Origin of the sequence: Amycolatopsis sp. lyj-109 (assembly GCF_046548995.1) — a bacterium.
In the GTDB taxonomy this organism is placed as follows: domain Bacteria; phylum Actinomycetota; class Actinomycetes; order Mycobacteriales; family Pseudonocardiaceae; genus Amycolatopsis.
This window is the reverse complement of record NZ_JAJPWR010000014.1, coordinates 211,936-224,919: the sequence shown is the minus strand read 5'-3', so window position 1 is coordinate 224,919 and position 12,984 is coordinate 211,936. Positions and strand designations below refer to the sequence as shown.

The 12,984-nt window shown below is 74.7% G+C and carries 4 protein-coding genes; all 4 read right to left on the bottom strand.

From position 1 onward, the window contains the following. Nucleotides 1-9: 9 nt before the first annotated feature. The 4 genes from ACLJQF_RS29800 to ACLJQF_RS29785 all read right to left on the bottom strand — a co-directional run bounded on the left by ACLJQF_RS29800 (nt 10) and on the right by ACLJQF_RS29785 (nt 12,928). Complete coding sequence (locus tag ACLJQF_RS29800; RefSeq protein WP_410613648.1) at nt 10-5,310, bottom strand: SDR family NAD(P)-dependent oxidoreductase; 5,301 nt, start codon at nt 5,308-5,310, stop codon at nt 10-12. Beyond that, nucleotides 5,307-8,765 carry an amino acid adenylation domain-containing protein gene (locus ACLJQF_RS29795; protein ID WP_410613647.1) on the bottom strand — a complete coding sequence of 1,153 codons (3,459 nt, stop codon included), beginning with the start codon at nt 8,763-8,765 and terminating at the stop codon, nt 5,307-5,309. Before ACLJQF_RS29795 ends, ACLJQF_RS29800 begins: the two co-directional genes overlap by 4 nt. Before the next feature lie 57 nt (nt 8,766-8,822). After that, a complete protein-coding gene (locus tag ACLJQF_RS29790) occupies nt 8,823-12,284 on the bottom strand; it encodes a beta-ketoacyl synthase N-terminal-like domain-containing protein (protein WP_410613646.1) in 3,462 nt (1,153 codons plus the stop codon). Nucleotides 12,285-12,697: 413 nt separating this feature from the next. Next, on the bottom strand, nt 12,698-12,928 hold the full coding sequence (locus tag ACLJQF_RS29785; RefSeq protein WP_410613684.1) for a hypothetical protein: 231 nt from the start codon (nt 12,926-12,928) through the stop codon (nt 12,698-12,700). Nucleotides 12,929-12,984 lie beyond the last annotated feature (56 nt).

Sequence of the window (12,984 nt, the reverse complement as noted above, 5' to 3'; positions counted from 1 at the left end):
TCTCCTGCTTCAGCGCTCGAGCTTGGGGATGGTGGCCACGGCCGGTTCCGGCTCCGCCGAGGCGTCGCTTTCACGTGAAAGCGACGCCTCGCGCAGTTCCTCGATCCGCTCGGCCAGTGCGGCCACCGTGGAGGATTCGAACAGCGTCTTCATGGCCAGCCGGGCGCCGGTGGTCTTGCGGACCTGGGCGATCAGCTGGATGGCGACCAGGGAGTTGCCGCCGAGGGCGAAGAAGTCGTCGTGGACGCCGACGCGCTCGACGCCGAGCACCTCGGCCCACTGCCGGGCGATCTCCGCCTCGAGGTCGGTGCGCGGGGCGACGTAGTCGTCCTGCGCCTGCGTCGACACCGTCTCCGCGACCTCTTCGGCATCTTCCAGCCGTTCGGCGGTGACCCGGCGGGCGAACAGGTCGGCTACCGGGCGGGTGCTGATCACCACCTGGCCGCCGAGGCCGGGCGTCAGGGCCCGCAGGAACGCCTCGGCGCCGTCGACCGGCCGGATGCCCGCAGAGTCCACAGTGGACTTCGGTGACACCCCCGCGAGGCCGCCGCTGACCGCGTTCTCGTCGACCTGCCGCAGCACGAAGTCCTCGATCTCGACCAGCACGCGGCCGGTGTCGTCGCACAGCGTCAGGTCGGCCGAGATGACCTGGTCGCCGCCGGCGTCCCGGTAGCGGAGGTGGCTGTGGAAGCTCGCCGGGAGCGGGGCGTGCACGACCACCCGCCCGTAGCTCATCGGCAGGTAGGTGCCACTCCCCCGGCCGCGGCCGAACGCGGTCGCGACGTCGAGCAGCGCCGGGTGCAGCCCCCAGCCCTTGTCCCCGGCCGCCGCGTCCGGTGCGACGAGCGAGGCCAGCTCCTCGTGTGCGCCGACGCGGTGGGTGCGCAGCGCGGCCCAGCGGGGGCCGAAGGTGACCATGCTGGTCCGGCCGGTGCCGAAGGCGTTGCCGTCGTCGAGCACGCTGGTCCGGCCGCGCACCGCGTCGAGGTCCACAGTGGACGTCGTGGGCGCCGCGACCCAGCCCGCCGAGCCGCGGACGTGCACCTTCGTCACCCCGGCCGCGCGGCTGGTCACCGTGAAGCCGTCGCCGTCGAAGCCGACCCGGTACTCCGCGACGGTGCCTTCCGGCACCGAGAAGGGCTCCAGGAAGGCGACGTCCTGCAGTTCGACGACGTGGCCGTCGCCGGGGCGCGGCAAAGCGGCCTCGACCGCGGCCCGCACGGTTTCCAGGTGGCCGGTGCCCGGGACGACCGGCACACCGGCGATCCGGTGCTCGGCCAGCAGCCAGTGCCCGGCCGCCGAGACGAGCCCGTGGCAGCTCTCGCCGGTGCGGGTGGTGAGCACCGGGTGGGCGACCGGGCCGTCCGCCTTCGTGCGGGTGGAGCGGATGGTCGTCGGTGCGGCCACCTCGGCGGCCATGCCGACCTCGTCCCAGCCGCCCCAGTTGTGCGAGACGACGCGGGCCTGCCAGCCGTGGTCGCCCCGGGCGTAGGCGTCGAGGAAGTTGTTGGCCGCGCAGTAGTCGACCTGCCCGAAGTCGCCGGAGACCGCGGTGACCGACGAGCACAGCGCGACGAAGTCCATCGGCAGATCGGCGAAGGCCTCGGCCAGGGCCAGGGTGCCGCCGATCTTCGGCGTCAGCACCGCTTCCGCGGCCGTCCGCTCCTTGACTTCGGCGACGCCGCCGCCGGGGAGCCCGGCCGCGTGCACGATGCCGTCGAGCCCGCCGAATTCGCGCTCGGCCAGCTCGCGGACTTCCCGTAACCGGGCCGGGTCGGTGACGTCGGCGGCGAGCACGTGCACCACCGCGCCGGCGGCTTCCATCCGCCGGATCGCGCGGATCGCGCGGCCCACCCGGTCGTCGCCGGTGTGCGCGGCCCAGTCCTCGCGGGGCGGCAGGCCGCCTCGGGTCAGCAGGATCAGCTTCGCGCGGACGCGCAGGGCGAAGTCTTCGGCGAGGGTGATGCCGATGCCGCCGGTCCCGCCGGTGATCAGGTACCGGCCGCCTTCGCGCAGCACCGGCGGCGTCACCTCGGGCACGGTGAGCTGCGTGTGCTCCTGGACCCAGCGACGGCCGCGGCGCAGCGCGACCTCGGCCGCGCCGGCCGGTCCGAACAGCTCGGCCACGACCTCGCCGGACAGGCGCTCGATGTCGATCCGCCGCACGACCGTGCCCGGGACTTCGAGGGGGACGACCCGGGCGATGCCCGCCAGGGTCGCGTGCTCGGGCCGGGTCAGGTCGGTGCCGGTGACGTCGGCGGTGCCGGTGCTCAGCACGTCGATCCGGACCGGCTCGCCCCAGGCCTGGACCAGGTTGAGGACGCTGAAGAACCCGCGGTCCTGGGCGGCCATGCCGGTCTCGGTCCCGCCGAGCGCCCACGCGTGGACGACCCGCTCCGGGCGGGCGCCGAGCGCGGCGACGAGTGCGTCGTAGTCCTCGCGGACCCCGGGCCGCAGGGTGAAGCCATCCTCGACGGCGGCGAACCGCTCGCCCGGGCGGACTTCGGTGACCGCGACCCCGGCATCCCGCAGCAGTCCGGGCAGGACGTCGTCGTCGACGAACGCGAGGCAGGTGGCGAAGGGCTCACGCCGAAGCTGCGGCCCGTCCTGGCGCCAGGACGGCACGGCGAACCACTCGTCGAGGGGCTGCGGCCCGCTCGGCCGCACCGGCTCGGTGGCCGTCCCCGCCGGGTCGGGGTCGACCCAGTAGCGCTTGCGCGCGTACGGGTAGCCGGGCAGCGGCACCCGGTACCCGGCAGCCGGTGCCTCGATGGATACCCCGTGTGTCCACAGCAGACCGGCCGCGGCGTAGAGCGTTTCGACGTCGCCTTCGCGGTCGGTGCGGCCGGGCAGGCTCGGCTGCGGCGCGGGCAGGCCCTTGGGTACCTGGCCGCGGGCGAGCCCGGCCAGCTGGTGTCCCGGGCCGCATTCGACGAGCGCCCAGCGGTCGCCTCCGGCGAACAGCGTCCGGACGCAGTCGCCGAACCGGACGGCCTGGCGCAGGTGCGCGGCCCAGTACGCCGGATCGATGGCCTGCGTATCGGTGATCCAGCCGCCGGTCAGGTTCGACAGGAACGGCAGCGACGGCGCCGAGCGCGGTACCGCGGCGACGGCCTCGGTGAACTCCGCCAGGATCGGGTCCATCATCGGCGAGTGGAAGGCGTGCGAGGTCACCAGCTCACGGCACTGCACGTCACTCGACCTGAGCAGCGCGGCGAAGCCGGCGACCGCGTCGGACGGCCCGGCGACGACGCAGGTGCCCGGGCCGTTGACGCCCGCGATCGCCAGGCCTTCCGGCAGCCGCTGCGTCACGGCCTCTTCGTCGAGCTGGACGGCGAGCATCGCGCCGGCCGGCATCGCCTGCATCAGCTCGCCGCGCCGGACGACCAGCGCCACCGCGTCGGCCAGGGTGAACACCCCGGCGACGGTCGCGGCGACGTACTCGCCGACCGAGTGGCCGATCATCGCCCCGGGCCGCACGCCCCAGCTGCGCCACAGCACGGCCAGCGCGTACTCGACGACGAACAGCGCGGGCTGGGTGTAGCGGGTCTCCCGCAGCCGCGCGTCCCCGCCGCGGTCGAAGATCAGCTCCTTCAGGCCCGGCAGGCCGGCCAGCTCGCAGCACTCGTCGACGGCCGCGGCGAACACGGGCTCGCTCCGGTACAGCTCGGCGGCCATCCCGGCGTACTGCGAACCCTGGCCGGAGAACAGGAACGCCACCTTGAGCTCGGCCGCCTGCGCGGTCAGCAGGCGCCGCGGGTCGCGCAGGCCGTCGACCGCGTCTTCGGAGTCGCGGGCGACGACGACCGCGCGGTGCGGGTACTCGGTGCGCCCGGCCGCGAGGGTGTGCGCGACGTCGGCGAGGTCGAGGTCGACGTCCCCGGCCAGCCGGTCGGCAAGGCGCTCGACCGCGGTGGCCAGGGTCTCCGGCGTCTTCGCCGAGACCCGGAGCAGGTGCGCCGGGTGCGGGCGGCGGTGCCGCCGCGGCGCCGGGGCCTCCTCCAGCACCAGGTGGGCGTTGGTACCGCCGACGCCGAAGGAGCTGACACCCGCCCGGCGCGGGGTGTCGGCCGCCTCCCACTTGGTCACCGTCCGCGCCGGGAAGAACGGGCTGCGCGGGAAGTCGATGCCCGGGTTGGGTTCTTCGTAGTTGATGGTCGGCGGGATCAGCCCGTGCTCCATCGCCAGGACGGTCTTGATCAGCGCCACCACGCCGGCCGCCTGGGACAGGTGGCCGATGTTCGACTTCACCGACCCGATGGCGCACCAGCCGCTGTCCGCGACCCCATGTCCGTACACAGTGGACAGGGAGGTGACCTCGATCGGGTCGCCCAGCGCGGTTCCGGTGCCGTGCGCCTCGACGTATCCGATGGTGCGCGGGCTGACCCCGGCCATGCCGACCGCCTGCGCGATGGCCTCGGTCTGGCCCGTGACGCTCGGCGCCGAGAAGCCGACCTTCGTGGCACCGTCGTTGTTGATCGCGTTGCCGAGCACGACCGCCCGGATGTGGTCGCCGTCCTCCAGGGCCTGCGCGAGCCGCTTGACCAGGACGACGCCGACGCCGCTGCTCCACACCGTGCCGTTGGCACCGGCGTCGAACGCGCGGACGTGCCCGTCCGGCGAGGTGAAGCCTTCGACGCCCATGTACCCGATGCCGTGCGGCATCTCCAGGTTCACGCCGCCGGCCAGCGCCATCTCGCACTCGCCGTTGCGCAGGGCCTCGCAGGCCAGGTGCACCGCGACCAGCGACGTCGAGCACGCCGTGTGGATCGCGAGGCTCGGGCCGCGCAGGTTCAGCTTGTAGGACACCGACGTCGTCAGGTAGCTCGGCTGGTTGCCGGTCGACATCCCGATGCCGCCGTGCTGCGACGCCATCACGCGCTCGTTGCGCAGCAGGTTCTCGATCAGGTAGCCGGTCCGCCCGGTGCCGCCGTAGACCCCGATCGCCCCGCGGTAGCGGGCCGGGTCGTAGCCGCCGTCGGTCAGCGCCGAGTGGCAGGCTTCGAGGAACACACGGTGCTGCGGGTCGGTGATCTCGGCTTCGCGGCTGGTCATGCCGAACAGGCCGGCGTCGAACTCGTCGAAGCCCTCGACCATGGTCGTGGCGTTGACCCAGCTGGGGTCGTCCAGCGTGGCCGGGTCCGCGCCGCGGGCGAGCAGTTCCTCGCGGGTGGCGGGCTTGATGGACTCGACGCCGTCGACGAGGTTGCGCCAGAACTGCCGGAGATCACCGGCGCCGGGGACGCGGGCGGCCATCCCGACGATGGCGATCGGTTCGGCGCTCGCATCGGGTTCGAGGTCGTGGGTCACTGCGGTCGCTCCTGTTCCTGGCCGGTCGTGCCGGCACTGCGGCGGGGTCTTCTGGACGGGGTGCGCCCCCGGCGGGCGGCGACCCGCTCGGCGGCGCGGGCGAGCTCGGGGCTGGGTGCGGCCCCCGCGTGCAGGTGGGTGGCGAGGGCACGGACGGTGGGGTGGGTGAACAGGTCCACCATCGGGATGCGGCGGCCGAGCCGGGCGGTGACCTCGGCGTGGACGCGGGCCAGTGCGAGCGAATGCCCGCCGATGTCGAAGAAGTTGTCGGTCACGCCCACGCCGTCGCGGCCGAGCACCTCCCGCCAGACCGCCGCGATGACCGCCTCGGTGGCCGCCAGCGCAACGGGGTCGGCGACGGGCTCCGGATCCGCCCGCGCCGGGGCACGACCGGCGGCACCCGGCGCGGTGGCCCGGACGGCGGGCCGCGGGAGCTCCGGCGCGCACGCGGCGGCCGGCCGGTCCGGCTCGGCGACGAGCGCGGCGAGCAGCGCCGTGAAGTCCTCGGCCAGCGCGGCCATCCGGGCCGGGTCGAACAGGTCCGGGTTGTAGAGCAGCTCGATCCCGTGTTCGAGGACGTAGACCGTCAGGTCGAACGGGGAGCCGGGCTTCCCGACCGGCAGCCACGCCGCGCGCACCCCGGGCAGGTCGAGCCGGGGTTCGGTGAAGTTCAGGACGTTGACCATCACCTGCACGAGCGGCGCCCGCGACGGGTCGCGAGGGACACCGAGCGCGTCCACGAGCCGGTCGATCGGCGCCGCCGGGTGGGCGGTGGCGGCCAGGAGCTCGTCGCCGCTGGTCCGCACGAGCGTGGTGAAGTCCGCGTCCCCGGCCCGCAGCCGCACCGGGACGATGTCCACGAAGAACCCGGCGACGTCCTGGGTTTCGGCCAGCTGCCGGTCCGCGACGACGGTGGCGACCAGGTGGTCGTCCCCGCCGGTGAGGCGCCGCAGGAGCTGCCCGAACGCGGCCAGCACCACGCCGACGCGGGTGGTCCCGGTGCGCCGGGCCAGGTCCCGGGCGGCCTCGGCGACGCCGGCGGGGAACGCCTGGTGGTGGCTCGCCCCGCGGTAGGTCTGCACGGCCGGGCGCGGCCGGTCCCGTGGCAGGTCCACAGTGGACGGCGCACCGGCCAGGTGCTCGGTCCACCAGGCCAGGTCGGCGGCTTCCCGGCGGCGGTCGCGGTCCGCGCGCCAGACCGCGTAGTCCGCATAGGACACCGTGAGTGGCGCCAGTGTCCCGCCGCGGTAGGCCGCGCCGAGGTCGGCGCAGAGGAGTTCCTGCGACCAGCCGTCGAACACCGCGTGGTGCAGCGTGCACCCGAGGACGTGCTCGTCGGGACCCAGCTCGTAGAGCCGCACACGCCACGGCGGCTCGCGGTCGAGCCGCACCGGCGTCGCCGCGTCGGCGGCCAGCCGGTCGGCCACGGCTTCGGCGGCCACCGGGACGACCGGCAGGGCCACCTCGCCCGGGGGCAGGCACTCGGCCCGCGGGACCCCGTCGACCGGCCGGATCCGCCAGCGCAGCACGTCGTGCCGTTCGGCCACCGCCCGCAGCGCGGCCCGCAGCGCCTCGACGTCGAGGGGGCCGGTCAGCCGGAACGCCATCGCGATGTTGTACGGCGCCGCGTCCGGGGCGAGCTGGTCGAGGAACCACAGCCGCCGCTGCGGCGGGGACAGCGCGGGCGCGTGCCCGGTCGTCGGCCCGGCCCCGGTGAGCGGGGCGGCCGCGGCCACCCGCCGGGTGAGCTCGGCCAGGGTCCGCCCGGCGAGGACGTCTTCGACGGACACGTCGGCGGCGAACTCGGCCCGCAGCGCCGCGACCAGCCGCATCGCGGAGATCGAATCGCCGCCGGAGCGCAGGAAGTCGGTCCCGGCGCCCGGCCCGAGCACCTTCCGCCACACCGCCTCCACCGGGGATCCGGGCGCCTCGGCCGCCACCGGCTCGCTCTCGGCGAGGGCCCGCAGGGCAGGCCGGTCGACCTTGCCGGTGACGGTGTTGACGGGCAGCGCGGCCAAGCGCCGGATCGTGGCCGGGCGCATCGCCTCGGTCAGCCGGTCTCCGGCGTAGGCGTGGATGTCCTCGTCGGAGGGCGCCGACGCCGGGGAGAGGAACGCGACCAGCCGGGTGCCGCCGGGACCCGGCACGGCTTCCACGGCGACGGCGTCGACGCCGGGGTGCGCACCGAGGATGGCCTCGACCTCGCCGAGCTCGATCCGCTGGCCGCGGACCTTCACCTGGCGGTCGGCGCGGCCGGCGAACTCCAGCCTGCCGTCGGGGCGGAGCCGGGCCAGGTCGCCGGTGCGGTAGAGCCGCTCCCCCGGGGTGAACGGGTCTTCGACGAACTTCCGCGCGGTCAGCTCCGGGCTGCCCAGGTACCCCGCGGCCACGCCCGGACCGCCGATGACCAGCTCGCCCACCTCGCCCGGCGGGACGGGCCGCAGCTGGGCGTCGACGACGTGCGCGCGGTGGTCCGGCGTCGGCGTGCCCAGCGGCAGCGGGTCGGCCGGGATGCCGGTCACCTCGTCGGTGACCACGACGACGGTCGTTTCGGTCGGGCCGTAGACGTTGAAGAACCGGCGGCCGGGCAGCCAGCGGGCGGCCAGCTCGGCGGGCACCGGCTCGCCACCGCAGGCGATGGTCCGCCAGCCGGGCACGTCTTCGGGGTCCAGCAGCGACAGCAGCGTCGGGGTGATGAACCCCCAGTTCACGTCGTGCTCGACGACGAACCGGCGGAGCCGTTCCGGGTCCGCCCGGTCGGCCGAGCTCGCGAGCTGGACCGAGCCGCCGGCGATCAGCGGCACGAAGACGTCCATCGTGAAGGCGTCGAACCCCGGCGAGGCGATGCCGAGGGTGCGGGTGTCCGGGCCGACGCCCAGCCGCCCGGCGAACCCGCCGGCGAACGCGACGATGTTGCGGTGGGTGGTGAGCACGCCCTTCGGCCGCCCGGTCGAACCGGAGGTGTAGAGCACGTGCGCGGTGCTGTCCGGCGTGGCCGGGCAGACCCCGGGCGCGGCGGGCGGCGGGACGTCGATCCCCAGCGCGGGACCGAACTCCGCGACGGCGGCGTCGCCGATCACCAGCGAGACCCCGGCGTCGGCGACGATCCCGGACAGCCGGGCCCGCGGTCCGCCCGGTTCGAGCGGGACGTAACAGCCGCCGGAGAACAGGACGCCGAGGACGGTGGTCACCAGCGCGGGCGTCCGGTGCCCGCACACCCCGACCCGGGTCTGGCGGCCCACACCGCGCTCGCGCAGGGCCGCCGCCACGCCCCACGCCGCGGCGACGAGTTCAGCGTAGGTGAGCCGGGTGGCGCCCTGCCGCACGGCGAGTACGTCCGGCGTCCGTTCCGCCTGCGCCAGGATCAGCGCGGCGACGGTTGTGTCCGAATAGGACGGTGCGGTCGAAAACCGTGCCGGGCCGTCGATGCCCGTGCCGGGCAACGTGTCGGTCAACGTGAACTCCCCAGTTCGGCACGGCCGCGGTGGCGGCCGTGTGGTGGTGCGTGCGGCTCACGGGTGGTGTCCCCGAGCCGGCGGGTCGATCCAGAACCTGCTGTGCTGGAACGGATAGCCGGGCAGTGGCACCCGGCCCGGGCGGGCGCCGTCGTGCCGGGCGGCCCAGTCGACGCCGGCGCCGCCCACCCAGCGGGCGGCCAGTTCCCGGGCCGCCCCGGGCGGCCCGGCCAGGTCGGTCCCGGCCGCCAGCAACGCCTCGAGACCTTCGACGGCCTCGGCCGCGGTCGTCGCGACCACGGCCGCGCGGACGTCGAGCTCCCGGCGGCCGACGGCGAGGGTGTAGGCGACGTCGGCCAGCTCCGGCGGGTCGGCCGCGAGCCGGTCCCGCAACCCCGACAGCGCCTCGCGCAGGGCGCCGCGGTCCCGCGCCGACACCGGCAGGACGTGCGGGCCGTCCGCCGTCACCCGCGGCCCGGGCGCCGGCGCCTCTTCGACGAGCACGTGGACGTTGGTCCCGCCCATCCCGAACGCGCTCACCCCGGCCACCCGCCGCGGCACGTCCGGCCAGTCGGCGGCCTTGACCGGCACATAACACGGCCCGCCGGCCAGGTCGACCTCCGGGTGCGGCGCGGTGAAGTGCAGGTTCGGCGGGATCACGCCGTGGCGCACCGCAAGCACGGCCTTGATCAGCCCGGCCACGCCGGCGGCCGCGTCGAGGTGGCCGATGTTCGTCTTGACCGAGCCGAGCGCGCAGGTGCCGGGCGGGAGGTCCCGGTACACCCGGTTGAGCGCGGCCACCTCGATGGCGTCGCCCAGCGGGGTGCCGCTGCCGTGCGCCTCGATCAGCCGGACCTCGGCCGGGTCGACCTCGGCCACGGCCAGCGCCTCGGCGACCGCGGCGGCCTGGCCCGCCGGGCTCGGCACGGCGTACCCGGCGCGGTCGCCGCCGTCGTTGGTCATCGCCCAGCCGGGCAGCACGGCGTGGATGTGGTCGGAGTCGGCGAGCGCGTCCGACAGCCGCCGCAGCACCACGACCCCGGCGCCCGAGCCGAACCCGGCGCCGTCGGCCGCCGCGTCGAACGACCGGCAGCGGCCGTCCGGCGAAGCCATGCCGCCAGCGCGGTAGCGCGGCCACGTGATGCTGACCCCGCCGGCGATCGCCAGGTCGCAGCGGTACTCCGCGAGACTCTGGGCGGCCAGCCCGACCGCGGCCAGCGAGCTGGAGCAGGCGCTCTGGACGGCCACCGCGGGCCCGGTCAGGCCCAGCCGGTAGGCCACCTGGCCGGGCAGGTGGTCGGTGAGCTGGCGGCCGAGCAGCCGGCCTTCCCAGTCGTCGGGGTCGGCGTCGCCGGTCACGGCCGGGTTCCCGAACAGGTGGAACAGGAAGTACCGGTTCACCCCGGCCGAGGTGAACACGCCGACCGGGCCGTGTTCCCGTGCCGGGTCGCGGCCCGCGTCCTCCAGCGCCCGCCACGCCGTCTCCAGGAAGAGCCGGTGCTGCGGGTCGGTCAGCGCGGCTTCTTCGGCGGTGAACCCGAAGAACCCGGCGTCGAAGTCCTCGATGCCGTCGAGCCGTCCCCCGGCGCGCACGTGCGCGGGGTCGGCCCGCAGGCCCGGGCCGATGCCGAGCGCGGCCAGCTCGTCGTCGGTGTAGTCGTGGATGGCGTCGGCGCCCGCGCAGAGGTTCCACCAGAACGCCCCGGCATCCGGCGCGCCGGGGAACCGGCAGGCCAGCCCGACGACGGCGATCAGGTCGCTGCCGGGTTCGGCCGCCCCTTGCTCGTGCCCGGCGGCCGTCGCAATGTCCGAAGTGGATTGTTCCAGGTACGCGGCCTGCGCCGCGACCGTCGGGTGCTCCAGCAGGCTCAGCAGCGGGACGCCGGCCCCGAACTCGGCGGCCAGCCGCTGCTGGACCCGGCCCAGCAGCAGCGAGTGGCCACCGACGTCGAAGAAGGCGTCCGTGGTGCCGATCCGGTCGTGCCCGAGCACCGCGCACCAGATCGCGTGCACCCGGCGCTCCGCCGGCGTCATCGGCCCGGCGGCGAAGGGCCCGGGCGGCCGCGGGTCCGGAAGCGCTTCCTCGTCGAGCTTGCCGCTGACGGTGAGCGGGAACGCCGCGACCACGATCACGGCCCCGGGCACCGCGTGCCCGGGCAGCACCTCGGCCAGCGCCGACCGCAGCGCCGTCCCGTCCGGGCGGGCCCCCGGCTCCGGGACGACGTAGGCGAGCAGTTCCCCGGCGCGGACGATCGCCCGGGCTTCGGCGACTTCGGGCCGTTCGCCGAGCCGCGTCTCGATCTCGGTCAGCTCGATCCGGAACCCGCGCACCTTGACCTGCCGGTCCAGCCGGCCGAGGCAGACCAGGTTCCCGTCGGGCAGGACCCGGCCGAGGTCGCCGGTGCGGTAGCTGCGGACACCGCCGCCGGTGGTGCCGAACGCCGGGCCCGGCTGACCGAAGTAGCCGTCGACCAGGTACTCGCCGCTGACTTCCAGCTCACCGCCGTCGAGCACGGTGAGCGTGTAGCCCGGCAGCGCGGTCCCGATGGGCAGCGGGCCGGTGGCGTGGTCGTCGACGTCCGCGGCGGTCAGCCGGTACTGGGCGGCGAAGGTGACCTCGGTCGCGCCGTAGCCGTTGACGAACACGCACCCGGGCGCGAACCGGCCGCGGCGGACGTCGGCGTAGGCGGCCTGTTCGCCGCCGAGCAGGACGATCCGCACCGAGGGCAGGTCCCCTTCGAGGGCGTCGAGCAGGTAGCGGTAGACCGTGGGCGTCGAGTGGTAGACGGTCACCGCGTGCCGCGCGAGCTCGCGGGCCGCGTGGGCCACGCCGTGGGCGCGGACGTCGACCGGCACCACGGCGGCGCCGGTCAGCAGCGCCGGGTAGAGGTCGGGGATGGCCGCGTCGAAGCCGAAGGAGGCCAGCAGGCTGACCCGGTCGGCGGCGGTGATGCCGAGCGTCGCGATCTGGTTGTCCACCACGTGCCGCAGGTTGCGGTGGGTCTGCGCGACCGCCTTCGGCGTCCCGGTGGAGCCGGAGGTGAACAGCACGTAGGCCGGCACGTCCGGGTCCGGGTCGGGCACCGGCAGCGGCGCGGTGTCCCCGCCATCGCCGTTCCCACCGTCCTTCCCGGACCGCACCACGCGAGCGGAGCCGGTGCGGCACAACGCTTCCGCCAGCTCGAGGTGCTCGGGATCGGCCAGCACGGCCGACACCCGGGCGGCCGCGACCTGGTGGGCGAGCCGATCCCGCGGGAACGTCGGGTCCAGCGGGACGTAGGCGCAGCCCGCGGCCAGCGTGCCGAGGATCGCGGCGATGGTGGCGCTCCCGTGCCCGGTGACCAGGCCGACGAACTCCCCCGGCCGCACCCCGGCGTCGAGCAGGCGCGCGGCGTGCCCGCCGGCCAGCGCGGCCAGCCTGCCGTAGCGCACGGTCCCGGAGTCCTCGAGCACCGCGATCAGATCAGGCGAGCGCCGGGCGATTTCCGCGAAACTTCTGAGAATTCCGGCTTGTGTCATCGCCGGCCGTCGGCCCCCGACGGCGAATAGGCGCGCGGAAACCAAGGTGGTGCCGTGGACTTCATCTCACTCCCCAGTGCGATTGACGAAGAATCACGCAAGGTTAAGGGGCACGACACCGTCCAGGGGTACGTAATCCGCAGAATTCAGCCGAATGACCTATCGAACCTGGACCAGACGCAGCAGTTTCGCACGTGTTCCACAGCGAAATCGTGATCGATGGCCACTGTGGACATTCGATCGACTACCGACCGTGATAGCGACCGAATAGGTCACGATTCCGGTCGGATATTCACCGACCGGCCATTCGGTCACTCGGTTTCGGCCCGCATGCAGGGGACATTTTCACGAAATCGATTCAGTCGCGCGGAGGGCGGTGTCCACACCGGACGTGACCGGGACCTGCCGCGAGCTCAGCCCGCGTTCGCCAGCAGGCCCGGACCCGACGGCGCGCTGCGCACCAGGCACCCGTGGCACGGCATGCCCCGCAGCCCGTCCAGTACTTCGGCTTCCCCCGGGAAGATCGACTCCCCGCACAACGCCGTCAGGTGCTCCGGCACCGGACCGGCCGGCACCGGGATCAGGTGACAGACGCGTCTGCTCTCGCCGACGACGCCCCGGCGTAGCCGCACCAGTGCGAGCATCCCACCGTTCTCACCCATGCGAGCACGGTAAGCGAAGATCAGCGCACCGGCTTCGT